Source organism: Acidobacteriota bacterium (assembly GCA_030949985.1).
In the GTDB taxonomy this organism is placed as follows: domain Bacteria; phylum Acidobacteriota; class Polarisedimenticolia; order J045; family J045; genus JALTMS01.
In genome coordinates this window covers 1-20,302 of the sequence record JAUZRX010000026.1, presented here as the reverse complement: position 1 = coordinate 20,302, position 20,302 = coordinate 1, and the positions used below count along the sequence as shown (strand labels likewise).

Sequence of the window (20,302 nt, the reverse complement as noted above, 5' to 3'; positions counted from 1 at the left end):
CCCTCCCGGCGGCTTACGAGAGCGTTTGACACCGCGGAGCAGGGGGCCTAGGATCAGCGGCCTATGAAGGCTTACGTCAATCCCCACATCATCAAGAAGCCCGATGACGGGGTCTTCACGACCCGTCTGTCCGCCGTGGTCGACTGGGGCCGGAAGAACTCCCTGTGGCCCTTTCCCATGGGCCTGGCCTGCTGCGCCATCGAGATGATGGCCATGGTGGCCTCGCGCTACGACGTGGCCCGCTTCGGGGCCGAGGCGCTGCGTTTCTCGCCGCGCCAGGCGGACCTGATGCTGGTCTCCGGGACCGTCAGCAAGAAAATGGCCCCCGCCGTGCGCAAGCTCTATGCCCAGATGCCCGAGCCCAAGTGGGCCGTGGCCGTGGGGGCCTGCGCCTCCTCGGGCGGGATGATGAACTCCTACTCCACCGTCCAGGGCGTGGACGAGTTGATCCCCGTCGACCTGTACGTCTCCGGCTGCCCGCCGCGCCCGGAGGCCCTGATCGATGCGCTGATCATGCTCCAGCGAAAAATCATGGCTGGAGAGCCCTCGGCTCTCGATCGCTGGAAGGCGGCCCAGGACCGGGGCGGCGCCGAGCCGGTGGAGCTCGCCCCGACCGGGAGCACGGCCCAGAACCCGCTGACCTACGCTTCGCCGGAGTACCCCCGCAAGGCCCTGCCGGCCCACCCGGAACTGGCGGCCCGGCGCTTCCGCCGCGTCTGAACGCTTGACCGGGCGGGATCCGGCTTCCGTGGAACGGGCCATTCGCCGCCGCGTGGAGCGGGACGGATGGATCTCGTACCGCGCTTTCATGGAATGGGCCCTCTACCACCCCGAGGACGGCTACTACACCCGGCCCGGCATGATGACCGGTCGCCGGGGTGATTTCTCGACTTCTCCCGACGTGGCCCCGGCCTTCGGTCGCCGGCTGGCGGTGCAGGCGGCGGAGATCCACAGCCTGCTCGGCGGCGGTTCCTGGCGCATGGTGGAACTGGGGCCGGGCCGCGGGCTGTTGGCCGGTGACCTGCTCGAGGGCCTCGAGCGCCACGCTCCGGCGAGCCTGGCGGCCCTCGAGGAAGTCGTGCTGGTGGAGATCAGTTCCTCCCTGCGGGAGGTCCAGCGCCGGCATCTGGCGGCCTGGAGCGAGCGGGTCGAAGTGACCTGGGCGGCCGGCCTGGAAGGGCTGCCCGCCGTCGAGGGCGTGGTGCTGGCCAACGAGTTTTTCGATGCCCTGCCGGTGCACCTGGTCGAGCGCCGGGGGGGCGACGTGCTCGAGGTGGGAGTCGCTCTGGCCGCCGGCGGGGAACTGCGACTCGAAGCCGGTCCCCGCGCCGAGGCCACGGTGGCCGCGATCGCCGAAGACTATGCGTTGGTGCCCCGGGAAGGGGACCGGGCCGAGGTTTGCTCCGCGCTGCCGGGCGTGTTGGCCGAGCTGGCGCGGATCCTCCCCCGGGGCGGGGCCCTGGTGGTGGACTATGGACTGCCCGCCGCCATCCTGGGCGACAGGGCCCACCGGGAAGGCACCGCGGTGGGGTACTTCGAGCACCGGGTGGTGACGGACCTGCTGGCTCGGCCCGGAAGGCAGGATCTCACCGCCCACGTCAACTGGGACCACCTCGAAGACACGGCCCGCGCCGCCGGTTTCACCGTGGTCGGCCGCACCTGGCAGGATCGTTTCCTGATGGCCCTGGGCCTGCTCGAGGATCTGGCCGCCCCCGAGGGGGGCGACGAGGATCCCGCCGCCACCGCCGAGCGCCTCGCGGCCCGGGCGCTGATTCTTCCCGGTGGGGGGGGCAAGCGTTTCGAGGTGCTGGGCCTGGCCCGCGGGCTGGCGGGCCCCTGGCGGGGCTGGTCGATGGGCTGAACAACCTGCCCGATCCCGGCGTCCAGCGAGAGACGATCAGCGAGAGGGTCGGACGATCAGCACCTGTTCTTGCAAGTACTTGCGTAACGCCTGGGCTTCGCCCCTGGAGAGATTGTCCAGTCGGACTCCATACCACTTGTGGAGCACCTCGTAGAGCGCGAAACCCCTCAGATTGCCCCGCCTGATGGCGGCCAGTAGTCGCTCGAACTCCGGTGTTTTACGCTGCTGCGGTGCCGACGCGTCCTCCTCTCCCTGTTTCAGAGCATTCAGGTAGCCGCCGGCGAGGGTTTCGAGGGCGAAGAGTTCTTCCGCCATCGATGGCCGGCCCTGCGCGACGTCGGCTCCGCCATGGGCCAGCCGGATCTCCTTTTCCCCGTGCCATGCCGCCTTGCCCAGGAAGTACATCAGGTAGTCGTTGTCTTCGATTCCGATGTGAGTCGTCTTTCCGTCGATTTCCACTTCGCCGCGGGGAGCGAAGATGATCTCGGAGGCATGAGCCATCAGGCGCGAGAGCATCTTGATCGCCTCCTCGTAGGGTTCGTCGCCGGGACGGTAGCAGCGGAGCACCGGCTCGAGAGCGAGCGTTGCGAGGGCCAGCAGGTTCTTGCGGGCCGAGGTCAGGGCCGAACGGCACGAAACTCGATCTCCCGAGCCGAGGGCCATGCGCGCCATGCGCTCTCCCTCGCGCCGCCGAGCGTCCTCGTCGAAGACGGCCTGGGTATCGACCTTGTAGGACCTGGTGGAATTCAGTATCGCTTCCATGACTTCCCGTGGATAGGCGCGCATCCTCGCCATCTTCGACGGCTGCCTGGCTGGGCCCTCCTGCGGAGCGTCTTTCAGCAGGCCCTCGGCCCGTGCCCAGGCCTCGAAACGCTCGATGCGCCGGGGGTGCTCCTCGATCCACTTCCGCGCCGGCTCTCCCAGATTCCGGCGCCCGGTGTACCAGATGAACTCCTCGAGAAAGCCGGCGTCATCGACCCGCAGCAGCAGGTCGTAGCGAGCGTGCGCGACCGAAGGGTCGTCGTTTTTCTTCTCCCTCCAGATGGAGAGGATCTGGTCGGCGATCTCTCGGTCTTCCTGGTAGGTTTCCCGGTAACCCCGGGCCTCCGGATGGAGTTCTCTGAACTTGCTGGCTTTCCACAGGCCGCGAAGCATCTGCTCCACCAGGGCGATCTCCATGTGGGGCTGATTGGGGTTCAGGGCGACTTCGATGCGGCGGAGCTGCGCGAGCCGGGCTTCGGCCGGCTCCCTTCGCGGGTCGCGCCCGCTTCGCTCGATGAAGGCATCGAGGTACTTTTCCTCGTCGTAGTCGTCGCCGCGGATTCTGGCCAGGCTGGCCAGGTGGAAATAGGCCAGGGGAGCCTCGGGAGCGACCTCGACGGCTGTCAGCAGTTCCTTCTCCGCGGTGTCGAGGAGATTGCGCCGGAGAAACGTGATGCCGAGGTTGACCCGGGCCAGATAGCTGTCGGGAGCGATTTCGAGCAGGCGGCGGTAGGTGGCCACCGCCTCGTCGAAGAAGCCCAGATCGTCGAGGATGCTCCCCTTGATGATGTGGTAGATCTCTTGTTTGGGATCCAGGGCGATGGCGCGGATGGCCGCATCCAGGGCCCGCGTCTGTTCGCCCAGGGAGTTCCAGCAATAGGCCACCTCGAAGTAGATGCGGGCGTCGAGAGGGGTGAGGTCGAGGGCCTGCTGGTAAAGCTCGAGGGCTTTTTCGTACTTGTGGCGCTGGTGGGCCTTGAAGCCTTTTTTCAGCAGCTTCTGGGCGCGCCTGGCCGTCCTGGCGTCGGTGGGGGCCGCAGCGTCCACGAGCTGATCCATTTCGGCGATGATGGCCTGCTCATCGATGGGGAGCGCGTTTTGGGCCGGGGTCGGGGGGACAAACGCAAGCGGCAGCAACCAGACGGGAGCCAGGCATCGCTTTCGCAGCTTCACGGGGCCTCCTCGGGGGGGGATGCGGCAGGGAGCAAGAGGTCGATGGCGCGCTGAAGGGCGGGATCCTGCGCCGCGAGTCGATCGAGACCGGGGAGGGGATCGGCCTGGAGTCGATCGAGGGAGGCCTCGATCTCGTCGGAGATCGCCACCGGAACATCTACCGCGATCCCCTCGCCGTTCCAGCTTCGCCGGGTTCCGGGATAGTAGAGCGTACGATCGACGAGCAGCAGAATGCCCTCGTCGAGGATCTCGAAGACCGCCTGTCCCACTCCCTTGCCGAAAGTGGTTTCTCCGACGAGGGTGCCGCGCCGGTAGGTGGCGATCGCCGCGGCGAGGGCTTCGGCCATCGAGGCGGTGTGGCGATCGACGAGCAGGACCAGGGGGATGTCATAGAACTCGATGGTGCCGTACCAGTTCACGATCTCTTCTTCTCCCCATTCCTGGTAGGTGATGGCGATTTCTCCGGGTTTGAGGAAGAGGTCCACCAGGCCGGGAGAGGCCACGCCGCCGGGATTCCCTCTCAGGTCGACAATCAACCCCCGGGGGGAGATCCGCTCCGCGTCGCGGAGGACGCGGCGGAGTTCGAGCAGGCTGCGCTGCGAAAAGCGGCGGAGGCCGACGTAGGTTACGCCATCGCCCTCGATGTGAACGAGGGTTCGATGCTGCCGGGCAAGGGCGTCGGCTTCGAAGTGGAGGGATGCGCCCCCGTTCAGGGCGTCAAAGGTGTAGGTGAAGGGACGGTCGCGCAGCCAGTAGTTTGCCACCTCAGCGGGATCGAGGGTTTGAGGCGGACGGCCATCGAGGCGAGTGATCTTCATGCCGCTGCGCAGACCGGCCCGACGCAGCTCCGGATCGTGGACCATGGTGACGACGAAGTGGTCCTCCTGGCGTGCGGCGGCGAAGCCCACCGAGAAACTCCTGCCCCGGCTCGCTGCCCGGCTCGCGATCGTCTGCCGGGCGAACTCGTAGCGATCGAAGCGTTCGCCGGTGGCGCGGAGGGTGCTTTCGAACCACAGGTACCACAGCGCGTTCCGCAGCTTCGAGTCGCTGGCCTGTCGGCTTTCGACCAGGTGCGAGACGACCTGCCTGGCGAGCCGGGCGAGCCTGGGAGTGATCCGGTAGCTCCTGCTGAAATCGTTTCCGAGGCGGACGGTCAGTTGCCGACGGCGGGAGTCGACCTGCCAGTGGAGTGATTGCAATTCAGGTTCACCGTCGATCACCTCGAGGCAGGCTCCGAAGGTCTCGAGAACGTTCAGCGGAGCTGGAATCGAGCCCCGTTCCCGGCGGATGGTCTCGAGCAGGCGATCGAAAAGCCGGCTTTCCTGGCCGTGAAAGGAGACCTGCCGGGTGGGGGCCAGCTCGGGGCAGGTCGCGGCCCGAGAGGAGACGTGGAAAGCTGAGAGCAGCCCGAGGCAAAACAAAGTCACCCGGCCGCGGCCCCTGAATCTCGGGCGCCCCTGGGGCTCGTGATCGAAGATGGCCGGCGGCGCGAACGGCATAGAGGATCCCCCCCGATGCGACGACTCGTCTTCCATTATGCTACAGCTCTGATTCCCAGGGACGGGTCATTCGAGGCTGTGCGGAGCTATCGCAGCGGTGGCAGGTGGCGCGCCAGAAACCAGCGGTCGATCAGCATCTTGCGGGCGAAAAGAGGGTGGGCCAGGAGCCGGCCCGCCAGGGGGGCGCGCCACGGGCGCGGCAGAAGCTGGGTCCACGCCCGGGGCGGCGTGGAGCGTCGCGGGCCGAAACGCTCCTCCATGGCGCGGCGGTAGAGGCGGCCGGCCTGCCGGCCGTCGCCCCGGGCGGCGAGGATGGCTTTGGCGGCGAGCAGACCCGATTCCACCGCCGGCCGGATGCCCTCGCCGCTGCGGAGGAAGGCCAGGCCTGCGGCATCGCCCACCAGCAGCGCTCCGTCGCGCTGAAGAGGACGGGGGGCCCACTCGTAGAGCAGGTAGGCGTGTCCCTTGAACCGGCGGCTGGCCCGGGGCGGAAGCCTGCCCTCCGTCTCCAGGTAGTCGAGGAACGCCCGCAGTGCCGCCGGGAAGCCCCGGGGATCCTGGCGGCCGAGCCCCACGTTGAGCCATTCCCCCTTGCGCACGACCCAGCCGTAGCCCTTCAGGTCGTCGGTGAAGTACAGCTCGGGGCGGGCGCCTTCCGCCGGGCCATGTGCGAGCTGTTCAGGGTCGAGGTGGAACTCCACCTCCTGGGCCGCCACGGCGCTCTCCGGGGGACGGGGCGCGGGCACGATTCGACGGGCCACTGGGCAGAAGTGCCCTCCCGCGCCCACCAGGACGCGGGCCGTGATCTCTCTGTTGACCAGCCAGCCGTCCTCGACGGGCTCGAGGCTCTCGAGCCGCCGGCCGAGATGCAGGCGGGCCCCCGAGCGCCGCAGCAGGTAGTCGTCGAACTCGCAGCGCCGGATGCCGAAGCTGACCGTCTCGTCGCAATCCACGGCGGTGATGCGCTGCCCGATCATCCCGACTCGAAAGCCCGTGATCGGCTGGCAGACGTGGTCCCGGCCGTAGTGCTCGGGGTCGATGTCGAGGGCCTGCATCACCTGGGGTGTGACCCACCCGGCGCAGATCTTGGACCGGGGGAACTCCGCCCGGTCGAGTACCCGCACGTCGAGCCCCTGTCCGGCCAGGCCCCGGGCGCAGGAAGAGCCCGCAGGGCCGCCACCGACGATCAGCACGTCACAACGGTCATCGGTCATCGGGGGACGAGGGGGCACGCTGGGCTCAGGCCGGGTTGCGGTAGAGCTCTTCCCGCGTCCAGGCCTCCTGGTAGGCGTGGCGGCCGAAGAGGACCTGGAAGAGCTGCAGGTGGCCGGAGCGGAAAGAGGCGATCGAACCGCTGAGGTAGAGCCGCCAGGTGCGGGCGAAGTTTTCGTCGTAGCGTCGGCGCACCTTGTCGATGGAGCGTTCGTAGCGCTGAAGCCAGTGTTCGAGGGTCAGAGCGTAGTGGGCCCGCAGGTTTTCCACGTCGAGCACGGGCAAGTCGAAGGGCTCGAAGAGGTCCATCATCTCTTTGAGCGTGGGGGGGTAGGCGCCGGGGAAGATGTGCTTTTCGATCCACGGGTTGAGCGGTCGGGGATGAACCCGGCCGATGGTGTGGACCAGGCCCCGTCCCTGCGGAGACAGTACGCGGTCGACCACGCCGCCCAGGTCCGGGTAGTGATCGCGGCCCACGTGCTCGAGCATGCCCACCGAGACGAAGACGTCGAAACGACCCGACACGTTGCGGTAGTCGTCTTCGATGAACTCGACTCTTCCCTCGAGGCCTCTGCGGCGCGCGCTTTCGCGGGCCCAGCGGATTTGCTCGGTGGAGATGTTGAAGGCCTTGACCCGCACTCCGTAGTGTTCGGCGAAGTGCATCGCCAGGGCGCCCCAGCCGCAGCCGGCCTCGACGACGGTCTCGCCGGGTTGCAGCCGAAGCTTGCGGGCCACCAGGTCCATCTTGGCCACCTGGGCCGCCTCGAGGTCCGCTTCCCGGGTGGGGAAATAGGCGCAGGTGTAGAGCATCCGCTCGTCGAGCCACCAGGAGTAGAACTCGTTGCCCAGGTCGTAATGGTGGTGAATGTTGGCCTTCGATCCGGTGAGGCTGTTGCCGTGGCGCAGGCGTGAGCGCAGGCCGGAGAAGCGGTGCTCGACGCTCCGGTGCGGGCCCACCGCCCGGTAGACGGCTTCGAGCAGGTCGACCAGCGAGCCTTCGACTTCGACGCTGCCCCGCGAGTAGGCCTCGCCGAAGCCCAACTCGGGCCTGAGAGCCATCGACCAGAGGCTGCGCCGGTCGCGGATCACCAGGGTCGCCACGGCCTCGGCTCGGGAAGCGCCGAACTCCTGGCCGGTCCAGGCCACCACGCGGATGGGAGGGCAGCGTTTGGCCGCCAGCAGGCGGCGGATCAGCCAGCGCTCGACGGGCGTCAGAACGGCCGCCCGCCCGAGCCTGCGCCGAGAATCGGCAGAGGCGGTTCTGGGCGTCGTGGACACTGGAGGGCTCCTTATCTTCGTGCCCTGAAACTACGAGGGAAGGGGGCGCGGGTCAATGGGGCGGCTGTCAGGGGGACTCGTCGGGGTTCAGCAGCGCCGCCAGGGCCTCCAGGTGGATCAGCGCCCGCTCGCCCAGGGAGCGGCGCAACAGGGATTCCTGGCGTCGGCCCCGGGCGGGATCGTGGGTCGCGCAGTGGATGTCGTCGCCCAGAGGGCCCAGACCGTCCAGGGTCGGCGCCAGGTCCCACAGGTGGCAGCCGTCGCTGGCCCCCAGGCGGTGCTCGGCAACCAGTTCGTGACCCCGGTCGCGGGCGGCTCGCCGCCAGATGTCGGCGAGGTGCCGCGAGCCGGGATTGTCGGGCCAGGGAGGGTAGCCCGGCAGACGCTCCACCCGGATCGAGCAGGGAAAGCCGTCGCTGTGGGCGCGGACGGAACCTTCTCCGGCCATGGCCAGCACGGTCTCCACCGCCTGCTCGTAGGTCGCGGGATCGTCGGCCCTCAGATCCACCAGGGCCGTGGCACGCTCCGGCACAGTATTGACGGCCGAGCCCCCCTCGATGCGACCGACGTTGACCGTCAGGTGTCGCGCGGGATCGCTCAGGGCCTCGAGGGCTTCCACCAGGCGGGCGAGCTGCCGGACCGCGCTGGCGCCCCGGGCGTGGCCCGAGCCGGAGTGGGCCGCCCGGCCCTGAACCTCGATCCGGAAGCGGGCCGCGCCCCGGCGGGAGACGGTGATGCTGGAGGTCTCGGGCCCCCGCAGGTGACCGTGTTCGAAGACGAGGCAGGCCAGGAACGGGGGGGCGGCGGCCCGGCGCACGAGGTCGGGAAAATCCGCCGAGCCGGTTTCCTCCGCGGCGTTGAAGGCCAGCAGCCACTCGGCCTGGTCGATGAGCCGGGGCGCTTCGGCAGCGAGGGTGGCGAGCAGGAGGTGCATCAGCACTGTCCCGCCCTTGATGTCGATCACGCCGGGGCCGTAGATCCGCTCGCCTTCCTCCCGCCAGGCGAAGTTTCGCCGCCGGACTTCTTCGGCGGAGTACACCGTGTCCAGGTGAGAGATCATCAGCACCCGGGGCCTGCCGGGGGCCGGCCGGGTCAGCAGCAGGTGGCTCCCGCGGCGGCCAGCGGGGTCGGGATGGAAACGGGGTTCAAAACCGAGGGACGCAAAGAGCTGGGCGGTCAAGGCGCCGCAGCGGTCCACGCCGGCGGGATCGTGGGTCTCCGAGGAGCACTCGACCAGTCGCCGCAGGGCGACCAGGGCGGTGTCTTCGAGCCGGGCTACGCGGCTTTCGAAGGCCGCGCGAAGGGCGGGGAGGATCACGCCTTCAGGTTGCGGCGGCCGACACCCCTGACGCGTCGTTTGCGCAGCCGGGTGCTCTCCTTGCGGCGCTTTTCCGCCCACTCGATGAAGAACGCCTGGCTGCTGACCGCCTCGCCGCCGTCCTCCGGTGTGAGTTGCACGTAGCTGCCATCGGGCTGCATTTCCCAGGCGCTGCGGCGGTCGGCGAGCTGAATGTCGAGGAAGCGGCGCAGGGTCTGCTGGTGTCGTGGGTCCTCCACCGGAACGACCGACTCCACCCGGCTCTCCAGGTTACGTTTCATGCAATCGGCCGAGCCGATGAAATACTCCTCTCGCCCGTTGTTGCGGAAATAGAAGATGCGGGTGTGCTCGAGAAAGCGGCCGACGATGCTGATCACCCGCACGTTTTCGGACAGGCCCTCGATACCGGGAATCAGCCTGCAGGTGTCGCGAACGATCAGGTCCACGCGGACGCCGGCCTTGGCGGCGCGGTAGAGCGCGCGGGTGATGTCCACGTCCTCGAGGGCGTTCATCTTGAGCTGGATCAGGCCGGGCCGCTCCTTGCGGTGGATGTCGATCTCGCGCTGGATCTTGTCCAGCAAGGCGCCCTTGAGCACCTTGGGGGCGGGGAGGATCTTCTTGTAATGGCGCTTGGGCTTGTAGCCCGTGGTCAGGTAGTTGAACAGTTCGGTCAGGTCCTGCCCGATCGCGTCGTCACAGGTCAGCAGGCCCAGGTCGGAGTAGATGCGGGCGGTCACGGCGTGGTAGTTGCCCGTGCCGAAGTGGGCGTAACGTCGCAGGCCGTTGTAATCCTGGCGTACCACCAGTACCACCTTGCAGTGGGTCTTGAGGCCGACCACACCGTAGGTGACGTGGATGCCGGCTTCCTCCAGCCGCGCCGCCCAGCGGATGTTGGCCTCCTCGTCGAAGCGGGCCTTGAGTTCCACCGCCACGGCCACCTGCTTGCCGTTCTTGGCCGCCATGATCAGGGCGTTGATGATGCGGGACTCGGCGGAGGTGCGGTAGAGGGTCATCTTGATCGCCCGCACCTTGGGGTCCTCGGCGGCTTCGAGCAGGAAGCGCTCCACCGAGGTGCGGAACGACTCGTAGGGATGCTGGAGCAGGATCGAGCCGGCATCACGAATCACGTGGAAGATGTTGCGGCCAGGAGTCAGTTCGGGATGATCGATGGGGTGGTGGGCCGGATCGTGCAGTTCGGGGCGATCGAGCTTCCACAGCTCCATCAGGTCGCGCATGCCGAGCATGCCGTCGACCTCGAAGACGTCCGACTCCTCGTCGAGGCCCAGCTCCGCCGCCAGCATGCCCCGGTGCAGGGGCGTGATGCCCGGGGCCACTTCCAGGCGGACGATGGGAGCGAACTTGCGCTCCCGCAGTTCGGTTTCGATCATCGCCAGCAGATCGTCGGCCTTTTCCTCGTCGAGTTCCGTGTTCGCGTTGCGGGTCACCCGGAACATCTCGCAACTGTCGACTTCCATGCCGGGGAAGAGCAGGTCCAGGTTGTGGGCCATGACCTCTTCGAGCAGGACGAAGATCCCGCCCTCCGCCTGCAGGTAGCGCGGGATGCCGGCGCCGACGGGCACCTTGACCCGTGCGAGGAGCTGCTGCTGCTCGCCGGGATGGTGCAGGGTGACCAGCAGGTTGAGCGACAGGTTCGAGACGAAGGGAAAGGGGTGGGCCGGATCCATCGCCTGGGGTGTGACCAGGGGGAAGATCTCCGCGATGTAGGTTTCGCGCAGGGCCTTCTGCTGCTTGCGACTCAGGCGGGCGTAGGGTTTGACCAGGATTCTTTCCTTGGCCAGGGCCTGGATCAGGCTATGCCAGAGCTGCTGGGCGCGAGCCTCCATGGGCCGGATCACCTGGTAGCAGTGAGCGATCTGCTCGGCCGGCGTGCGACCGTCGGGGGTGCGCCTGTGCACGCCGGCACCGACCTGCTGCTTGAGGCCGCCGATGCGTTTCATGAAGAACTCGTCCAGGTTGGAGCCGACGATGGAAAGGAACTTCACCCGTTCCAGCAGTGGGTTGCGGGCGTCTTCGGCTTCGTGAAGAACGCGCCAGTTGAAGTTCAGCCAGGTCAGCTCCCGGTTGAGAAACAGCCGCGGTGAATCCAGGCCCAGAACGGCGATCTCCTCGTCGGGTCCCAGCACCGGCGTCGGTGGGGCCGGCGTTCGTATGATCGGGGCCTTCTTGGGCGCCGGCTCCTTTTTCGAGGTCGCGGCTTTCCTTTCCGACGTCGCCTTCCTGGACTTGGGCGCGGAGGGGGCTCCGCTCGTGGCCGGGGCGGTGGAGATCGCCGGGGCGGAAGGGCCGCTCGGCGAGTGGCTGGTCCTGCTCATCGGGGAATCCTCTCAGGGGCAAGGGAGCCCCTGGGAATGAATCTAGGCCGTTTCGAACCCGGACGCGACCTTTTTTGCACGGATGACCCCTTCCAAATTCGGGTATTCCCCGATCGCTCCGGACGATCCGCCGCCGTAGCGTGGAGGAGGATTTCGGGTGGGAGCCGGCCGGGGCGCGGGCCGAGGGCGAGGGGCTTGCCGGCGCCGCTGGAGTCGCCGGAGAGGATGGCACCATGGTTCGAATCGGTCTGGTGGGGTCATGCCTGCCGGTGGCCGCCTTCGCGGTACAGCCCGCGGAGGCGGCCACCTTCGTGGATCTCGCTTGCACCGTGGCCGTCGACCAGGGACGGGGCGTGGACCCCACCGTGGACTATGGCTCGTTGGTCTTCTTCGGGCTCCGGGATGATATCTCGGACGATGGCGGGGCGACCTCAACTGGTGGCCACCACCGAGGCCGCCTACTCCTTCCCTCTGCCTTCCCAGGAGATCCGGGAGGTCGGCATCTGTCTCTCGGCGGCTGCAGACCGGCGGGAGCACCTCCGCAACCATCACCCCCGCTTCTTCCCACCGCTTCTACCTGGTCGTCGCCCTCACCGGTGAAGAAGAAGGTTCCTACGGCCAGGCCGGCGACGGCACCGAGCGCAGTCCCGACCCCGGTGCCTGCCTGCCGCAGCGCATCGGCGGGTGTCCGTAGCTGATTTATTAATCTTACATTACAGGCTCAAAAGTCCGCCTGTACCCGTTGACATGGCGTGTCAGGTTGTTGTTGAGGACTCTCTCTCGAGCCGCACGGCCCCTCCAGCGCGGCGATGAGGTGACCGCAGGGGGAGGTCCGAACGGTCCGAACGGTCGGCCGTCGGATGCGGTGGGAGGGGAGTGCGATGGTCCAGTCGCTGCGCGGGGTGCTGCTTGTTCTTGTCGCCTTGATTCCTAACTTGCTCTGGGGAGGGGTAAGCTTCCTCCTTGCCCAATCCCTGGCTGATCCCCGGCAGGAAGTGCGAACGGGGCTGCCGATTCTGCCCGCGCCCCTGCAACGGGGGCTGTCCCGGGGCGAGGTGGCCTTCCCGTTCCTTCCCCTGGAGCGCGACGCGACAGAAGGTCTTCGTCACGGTTTCGTGCAGACTTCCAGCGGCCGCTTCGGTTTCAAGACCACCGACCTGACACTGGCGGCGCGCGTGCCGCTGGTGGTGGGGCGGGTCTACGACGCAGGGCTCGAAGCGACGATTCCCGGTGTGCCTTACGGCTCTGAGCCGCGGGTCTTCCGGGACCTGGGGGTCAACTGGATCCTGCGGCCGACCTCGACCCTGATCCCCGTGCAGGGGGGCTACCTGCTGTTGACCGACGAGGGCGGCGTGGTGCCCTACGTGGAGGATCCCGGCGGATCGGGAGCGTACCTTCCCAACCCCGACCGCCCTTCCGCCTTTGGCCCGCTGGAGCCGGACGGTCAGGGCGGGCTCCAGGTGACCATGAGCAGCGGCCTGGTGCGCTTCTACGCGATGGTGCCGGGGGGAGAGCAACTACTGGCTGGTGCGGGAGGAGGACCCCTCGGGCAACGCCCTGGACTTGAGCTATCGGGATGGTTACCTGGAGAAGATCCAGGCCACCGACGGCGCCTGGGTGAAGTTCTTCAGGCCGATGTGGGGTGAGCCGGCGCCGGCGGACACTCCGGCGCCGCGGATCGTGCGAATCCTGGATTCGACCGGTCGCGAGCTGAGCCTGTCTTACGATGCGACCGGCAAGCTGATCGGCTTCGTCGGCGCGGACGGAGCGTCCTGGTCTTTCGGCTGGGACGTGCAAAACCACGTGGTGGACGTGATCGCGCCCGACCAGTCGGTGATCTTCCACGTGCTGACCGACGCCGACGATCGGGCGACCTCGGTGCGCCAGGGGAATCTGGAGACGACCTACAGCTACGGTGCAGACGCCACCGTGGTCACCGGGCCGGGAGGCGGCGGATGGACCTACGCCTTCGACGCCGACGGCATGAGCACGTCGATGACCGATCCCGCCGGAGGTGTGTGGGCCATCGAGCGCGACGCGGCCACGGGCGACGTGGTGCGCCTGGTCGACCCGGAGGGCGGCGAGCACGATTTCACCCACGACGGTCAGCACCGGCTGCTGCGCTACACAGGACCTCTGGTGGACGGCGTGCGGCCGGAGTGGGTTTTCGAGCGCAATGCCGAAGGACGGCTGACCCGCCTGACCAGCCCCTGCGGAGCCGTATCGGAACTCGGCTACGACGAGAGCGGCTGGCTGGTATCGGAGGCCACCGATCCGGACGAGGACGGCACTGCCGAGGCGGTGATCACCTACGAGCGGGATCCCGTCACCGGCGACATCACCGCCCGCATCGACGCCGAGGGCCGGCGCACCGAGTACGTCTACTCGGCCACCGGGCAGATCGCCGAGATCCACCCTCCCTGCCTGTCGGCCGGCCCTCCGGCGATCTGCGGGGTGATTCGCGTGAGCCACGATGCGGCCGGGCGCCAGACGGGCCTCGACTGGCCGGTGGGTGAAGACCAGTGGTCGAGCTGGAGCCTTGGCTACGACGCCGCCGGGCACCTGGCCACGGTGAGCGATCCCTTCGGGTCGACCTGGAGCCTCGAGACCAGCGTGCTGGGGGAGGTCACGCGCATCACCGCGCCGGACGGCGGCGTGACGGAGTTCTACTACGGCCCCTCGAGCCGTCTGGAGCGACGGGTCGATGCCCTGGGTCAGGTGCGGCAGTGGCGCTACGATGCCGCCGGCCGGGTCGCGGAGTACGAGGACGAGCTGGGCGAGATCTGGAGCCTGGGCTACGACGCGGCGGGCCGGCTGGTGTCCCGAACCGACCCGGAAACTCGCCAGTGGGAGTGGGAGTACGACCTGGCAGGTCGCCTGCGGCGCCAGGTTCTGCCCGGCGGACAGGAAGTCCTGATCGTGCGAGATGGGGCCGGGCGGATGGTCCGCCGGGATCTTCCCGGTGGATCCAGCGAGCACTTCGTGTGGGATGCGGAGGGTAACCTCGAATCCATGTGGAGCGAGGATGCCGCGGGCGACGAAGTCGACCACTGGACCTATTCCTGGGACGGGCGAGGACTTCCCACCAGCGTCAGCCAGGACAGCGACCTGGATGGCACCAGCCGCATGCAGCGCAGCGCGAGCTGGAGCTGGGACCTTTCGGGGCGGCTGGTGGGTTGGACCGATGCCGACGGGCTGGAGTATTCGGTTCAGCTCGATCCCTGGGGCGAGGTGGACCTGAGCCAGCGCGGGGGGAGCAACGTGGCCCGGATCCTGCGGGATCCGTGGAGCGGCTGGATCACCGACCGCCAGCACTACAGCGAGAATCTCTCCGAGACGATGACGCGGGATGCCGCGGGCCGGGTGCTGACCCTGCAGGAGTGGGAGAGTTCGGTGCTCTTGCGGGACATGGAGGTGGTGCGAGACGCCGCCGGCCGCATCATCGAGGTCATCGATCACCTGGAGGATCCGGCGACGACGACTGCCGTGGAACGGGACTTGCTCGGTCGCATCACTGCTCTGCGCTACGGTGATGGTGGGGAAGAGGAGTTCGGCTACGACGCAGCGGGAAGGATTGTTCGCCTGGGCCAGCTCGACGAGGTTGGAATCTGGCACTACTACGACTATGTCCTCGACCGCTCGGGCCGGCCGCTGTCCTTTCTCGAGGAGGACCGCTCGACATCCTATACCTGGGATTTCACGCCCTCCGAGGGCGACCTGGGTTTCGTCGTACGCCGGGTGGAGACGAGTTCCGGCGGTGAGACGGCGACCCTCTCCTTCGACGTGGACGGCAGAATCACGCGGGTGGAGACGGAGACCGCTACAGGTGCCGTGCTGCGCCGGCGATTCCGCTGGATGCCGGGCGGTCTGGCGCGCGCCGTCTCGGAACAGCGCTGGGATGGCGAAGGCGTGGAAGAGGAGGATGTGCGGCTCTTCATGGACATGATGGGTCCCTGGAGCGAGCACCCGGCAGACACCGGGGCAGCCTCGAGCTGGAAGCTGCCCTCCCTCTTCCTGGCCGACCGCTCGGGGCGGGGCGAGTGGCGCCGACCGCTGGTCGGTCGTGGGGACCGCCTGCGTGACGAGGCGCGGCTGATGGAAGGCCTGCTGGGCATCGACGGCAGCCGCGTGATGGAGATCTTCGGTGGTCAGACCCTGGGGTCGGGACTGGAGCTTCCCTCGGCAGGCAGGCTCTATCCGGCGCCTCGGGCTGGAGAGATCTTGACGACCGCCGCCGGTCGCGTATCTGTGCACGATCCCGATCCCGCTTTCATCGACGACCCTCTGGGACTGCCTCGTTCGGCGGTTTCTGTGCCTCGGCCGGGATGGTCCAGCGCCACCGAGCGTTTTCCGAATGCCATCGACATCCGATGCGGCCTGTCGGACTACGCCGAGCATCACGAGCTGGAATGCGTGAACTTCTGGATCCAGCCTCCGCGCAAGGTCATGAAGTGCCGCAGCAGCTACGTCGAGGATTGTTCCACGGTATGCATGGGTCTGAGAGAGTGCCCGCTGGAGGGCGGGGGGGGTGTCGGCATGTGTTCGGGGGCGAGCGCCCACAGGATTCCCCCGGTTCGCAATGCCGATCGTCATCCGCTGGGTGTCACGCTCTCCAACGGCGAATTCCTGCTGAATGTCACCGACCTGTCGATTCCCGGTCGAGGGCTGGACCTGACCCTCTCTCGTTCCTACCGGAATCAAGACAACATCCAGGGCGGATTCGGCCGTAACTGGTCCTTCGACCTCCTCGATGAGAGGTTGATTCGCAAGGTTTGTGACGGGGCACCGGTCGTCTGGCATCGCGCCGACGGCTCGGAGGTCTCCTACCCCTGGCCACCGAATGCGAATCAGGCGGTGGAAGGGCCGCTGGGCAAGCTGCTCAAGTACAGGGTGGGGGATGGAGTTGTCTATGAGGCGTTCTGGGAGCTGCGTCTTCCCGGTGGAGAGGTGCGGACCTTCAAGCACATGACGAGGTCCGGAGGAGATGGGCCCTACGGCTATCCGATCCGCATTGCCCGACCCGGAGGAACGGCGATCGAGATCGAGTGGGGCGAAATCGATGAGAGGGACGGCTGTTCCGATGACTGGGCGCCTCAGAAGGCCATCCTCTGGAGCTGCGACGACAGTGCCCGAACCAACCCCAGGGCGGATGCGTGCCATCCCCGGGAACTGGGCAGGTTCGAGTTCGTCACCAAGCGCACTTGCAGCCGGTTCGTCGTCACCGAGGTCAGGGCGATCCAGCCCATCGACGAGGATCAGGACGGTACTCCCGAATCGGAGTCGGTTCGTCACGTAGCCTACAACCACGAGCAATCCGGGGGCCGTGACTATCTCACGGAAGTCACCGTGAAGGAAACAGGAGGCACGGCCGAGACCGTGGCGAAGTACGAATACCACTGGAAGGCGGAAATGGACGCCGGCGACACCCCGCGAGGCGGCTACATGTCGGACAATCTGGAGCACGTCTTCAACGGCGCAGGAGATGAGCTGCTATCGATCCAGTACCGCGGCGAGGTGGGAATCTACCTCGCACCGATTCTGCGCGACACGGTATCGGGAGTCCAGACGCCATCTCGCTCGGTAGCTTTCGACTTCGTTCAGGCGACGGATGCTTCCGGTGAGCCTGGCCCTACATCGATCAGGCCACCATCACCTCGGAAGGCCGCACGAGCACCCACCACTTCGATGACCAGGGTCACCTCCTCAGCGTCGATCGTGCTGACGGAACCCAGATGACCTACACCTACGACGGCCAGGGCCGCATGGCCTCGGCTATCTGGCCATCGGGCAAGACCCAGCACTGGCAGTACGGGCACAAGTGGAATCTGGCGATCGAGCACCCGGTGAAGTTCTGGGTCGATCCAGGACTCGGCTCGGACCACGGCGAAAAAAGGCAGGTCACCTGCTACGACGTGGACCCGATCTCCGGCCAGGTACGGTACTCTCTTACCGCAGAGGGTATTCCCGAGGAGGATCTGACCGGCGATGGTTCGAACGACGAGCCCTCTTGCCACTTCTTCCTCGACGGCAAGCTCAAACCCGAGGCTACCGAGACGGTCTTCGGCTGGATGACGGCGGCACCCTCGAGCGATCCCGACCGGCAGACCGTCGACGACGACCTGGAGTCCTACCTCGACCGCTGGGTGATCGAGCCTCGGGGGTTGGACCCGCCGCTGGCCTTCCGCGGCACCGGCCAGGATCAGGCCACCTGGCCCTGGCTTTCTCCCATCGAGGAGCGCGGCCGGGCGGCCATGACCGTGGTGGGCGCCGACGGCGAGCTGCAGGCCGATCGCCGTCAGCGCGCGTTGACCCGCTACACCTACGACACCCAGGGTGCGCTGACCGAGTCGCGGATCTACGCGGTGGAAGATGCGGACGGTGATGGCACGGTCGACGCTGCGGAAGAAACCCTGGTGCGCAGAGAGATCCTGACCTACCTCGAGCCCGGCATGCCGGGCCCGTCCGCCGGCAGCGCCACGGCTACCGGCAATCTGGCCCAGCGCCGCATCGAGGATGCCGCGGGCAACCTCCTCGGCCGAGAGCGGATGAAGTACGACGGCTGGAGCCACGTGATCGAGACCCGCACCCTGCTGGCGGCCAGTCCGGAGCAGGAGGTGGTCCAGCAGCGCAGCTTCGACTTTCGCGGTCGCCTGCTCTCCGAGAAGACCACCGACGAGACGGGCACCGAGGTCAGCGGCGAGGTGGAGTACCACTACGACGCCGCCGGCCGCACCACGGAAAAGCGTATCCTGCGCGACGATGACGGCTCGACCCGCACCTGGTCGCTGGTGGAGTACAGCTACAGCCCGGAAGGGCTGGTGCTCAGCGAGCAGGCCTGGGCCACAGCTCTCGGCGACGGCGCCGACTGGAGTGGTGACGGCTCGTCCACCGAGACCCGTTACGCCTACGATCCCTTCGGCAACGTCACCCGGGTCTCGGTGCGCCTGGCCGACGGCCAGTGGCGGGTGGATACCAAGCAGTACGACAAGCTCAGTCGCGTGACCCAGGCCACGGCCTACTTCTCGGCGGCGGTCGACGGAGACTCTCTGCCCACCTCCAGCGGCAGCCAGAGCGTGCGTACCTGGTACGTGCCCAGTGGCGAGCCCGGCGCCGGGCAACCGCAGTGGACCCAGGTGCAGGGCAGCGACGGCAAGGCGGGCCGGACGGAGAAGGTGGAATACGACCGCCTGGACCGTCCGATCCGCAAGAAGGTCTGCCTCGAGGCCACCGTACCCCAGGGCAACGACTCTCCCACCTGCACCACCTGGCTGAGCGAGACGGAGCTGTTCTACGACCAGGAAGACCGGGTGGTGGAGAGCAAGGTCTACGGCTCGGAGAGCGACTCCGGCGGTATCGACCAGCTCCTGGGCTGGAGCCGGGCGGTCTACGACGCCCGTGGCCGGGCCTACGAAAAGCAGGTGGCCCAGGCCGCCCAGGCAGTGGTGCCGGCCGATCCCCAGTGGCTGGCGACGCGTACGGGCTACGACGCTCTCGACCGGGCCGTGACGGCGGCCACGCCCGACGGCTCCGGTGGCTGGAACGTCTCCACCGTGGAGTACGACGCCCTGGGCCGCAAGGTGAAGGCCACCGACGCGGCGGGCAACGAGCTGCTGCTGACCCGCAACGTGATGGGCCTGGTGACCCGGCGGAAGGTCAAGGAAAACGGCAGCGACCCCGGCGGCGGCTCGAGCTTCGAGACCGACTTCGAGTACGACGCCCTGGGGCGGGTGGTCAGGGTGCTGCTGGCCGACCCCGTCAGCGGCGAGCCGACCCGCCCGGTGACCCGCAGCTACGACGTGCAGAGCCGGGTGATCGCCCAGTGGCTTCCCGGCAACAGCGCCGCCAGCGGCGAGGCCTACAAGACGGAGACGGTCTACGACGGCCTGGGCCGCAAGGTGCAGGTGCGCAAGCACAGCGGGCTGAGCGTCCACACGGACGGCTGGCAGGAGGTGTTCTCCGATTACGACGCTGGCGGCCGGCTGACGGCGATCCGGGTCGATCCGGACGGCTCGGGTCCGGCGGCCGAGCAGCAGACTCGCTACGAGTACGACGCCCAGGGCCGCCAGACCCTGCGGATCATGCCCGACGGCCGGGAGCAGCGCACCGGGTACGACAGCCTGAGCCGGGTGGCGAAGACGATCTACGCCAGCGCTTCGGGCACATGCAACAGCGGCGGCACAGCGTGCGTGGAGCTGGCGAGCACTTGGGACCAGGCGGGGCGCCGCACGGCGCTGACCGCCAGCCTCGATGGCGCCGATCCCGCTCACTACAACTTGACCGCCGGCGCCACCCAGACCCAGCGCTGGCGCTACGACGGCCTGGGCCGGATTCTCGAAACCCGGGACGACAACGCCGCCGGCGCCGACGCGGTGGTGAGCTACAGCTACGACACCCTGTCGCGGGTGTTGACCTCCGGCTGGGGCGAGGCCGCGGGCGGCGGCGCCCTGTGGACCGTCAGGGCCGGCTACGACAGCGCGGGCCGGCTGGAGAGCGTGCAGTACCCCAGCGTGGCCGCTCCCCACTACGCGGGTCCCACCCTGCGCTACGGCTACGATGCGCTGCAGCGGGTGACGACCCTCACCGACCTCCACGGCGCCGGCCCGGAAGACGACGAGCAGGTGATCGAGGCGACCTACACCGGCGCCACCCGTCTGCGGGAGCTGAAACACTCCGACGGCACCGTCTGGCGCAGCCACGACGGCAGCCAGGAATTGCGGGACGCGGCGGGCCGCAGCACGGGAGCGCAGGTGGTGGCACCGGCGGTGGGGGATGTGTGGTTCGAAGAGCAGATCAGCTATGATGACAACGATCGAGTCACCCGGGTGGCCTGGCCCCATGGCCGGATCGCCGCCGGTGAATCGGAAGC

General features: G+C 67.9%; 11 protein-coding genes. 5 read left to right on the top strand and 6 right to left on the bottom strand.

The features are described from left to right. Positions 1-63 precede the first annotated feature (63 nt). A complete protein-coding gene (locus Q9Q40_07945; protein ID MDQ7007150.1) occupies positions 64-720 on the top strand; it encodes an NADH-quinone oxidoreductase subunit B family protein in 657 nt (218 codons plus the stop codon). Between the two features lie 28 nt (positions 721-748). Next, positions 749-1,861, top strand: coding sequence for an SAM-dependent methyltransferase (locus Q9Q40_07940; protein ID MDQ7007149.1), 1,113 nt, complete (start codon positions 749-751; stop codon positions 1,859-1,861). A 36-nt stretch (positions 1,862-1,897) separates the two neighbouring features. On the opposite strand, the gene Q9Q40_07935 is transcribed toward Q9Q40_07940, so the two are convergent. The 6 genes from Q9Q40_07935 to ppk1 all read right to left on the bottom strand — a co-directional run bounded on the left by Q9Q40_07935 (position 1,898) and on the right by ppk1 (position 11,436). Beyond that, complete coding sequence (locus tag Q9Q40_07935) at positions 1,898-3,796, bottom strand: tetratricopeptide repeat protein (GenBank protein ID MDQ7007148.1); 1,899 nt, start codon at positions 3,794-3,796, stop codon at positions 1,898-1,900. Continuing rightward, on the bottom strand, positions 3,793-5,223 hold the full coding sequence (locus Q9Q40_07930; GenBank protein ID MDQ7007147.1) for a S41 family peptidase: 1,431 nt from the start codon (positions 5,221-5,223) through the stop codon (positions 3,793-3,795). Before Q9Q40_07930 ends, Q9Q40_07935 begins: the two co-directional genes overlap by 4 nt. A gap of 158 nt (positions 5,224-5,381) precedes the next feature. Beyond that, a complete protein-coding gene (locus Q9Q40_07925; GenBank protein MDQ7007146.1) occupies positions 5,382-6,509 on the bottom strand; it encodes an NAD(P)/FAD-dependent oxidoreductase in 1,128 nt (375 codons plus the stop codon). Between the two features lie 25 nt (positions 6,510-6,534). After that, positions 6,535-7,785 (bottom strand): cyclopropane-fatty-acyl-phospholipid synthase family protein, encoded by a 1,251-nt coding sequence (locus Q9Q40_07920; protein ID MDQ7007145.1) that lies wholly within the window; start codon positions 7,783-7,785, stop codon positions 6,535-6,537. A 67-nt stretch (positions 7,786-7,852) separates the two neighbouring features. After that, the gene (locus tag Q9Q40_07915; GenBank protein MDQ7007144.1) at positions 7,853-9,103 is read right to left on the bottom strand and encodes a M20/M25/M40 family metallo-hydrolase; all 1,251 of its coding nucleotides are present in this window, start codon (positions 9,101-9,103) and stop codon (positions 7,853-7,855) included. Continuing rightward, on the bottom strand, positions 9,100-11,436 hold the full coding sequence (gene ppk1 / locus Q9Q40_07910) for a polyphosphate kinase 1 (protein ID MDQ7007143.1): 2,337 nt from the start codon (positions 11,434-11,436) through the stop codon (positions 9,100-9,102). The genes Q9Q40_07915 and ppk1 overlap by 4 nt, the downstream gene beginning before the upstream one ends. Positions 11,437-12,317: 881 nt before the next feature. On the opposite strand from ppk1, the gene Q9Q40_07905 reads away from it, so the two are divergent. The 3 genes from Q9Q40_07905 to Q9Q40_07895 all read left to right on the top strand — a co-directional run. After that, complete coding sequence (locus Q9Q40_07905) at positions 12,318-13,082, top strand: hypothetical protein (GenBank protein MDQ7007142.1); 765 nt, start codon at positions 12,318-12,320, stop codon at positions 13,080-13,082. Further along, positions 12,964-17,172 (top strand): DUF6531 domain-containing protein, encoded by a 4,209-nt coding sequence (locus Q9Q40_07900; GenBank protein MDQ7007141.1) that lies wholly within the window; start codon positions 12,964-12,966, stop codon positions 17,170-17,172. Before Q9Q40_07905 ends, Q9Q40_07900 begins: the two co-directional genes overlap by 119 nt. Continuing rightward, positions 17,169-20,302 (top strand): hypothetical protein (locus Q9Q40_07895; GenBank protein ID MDQ7007140.1); only part of this gene is annotated, 3,134 nt, incomplete at its 3' end. The genes Q9Q40_07900 and Q9Q40_07895, both read left to right, overlap by 4 nt.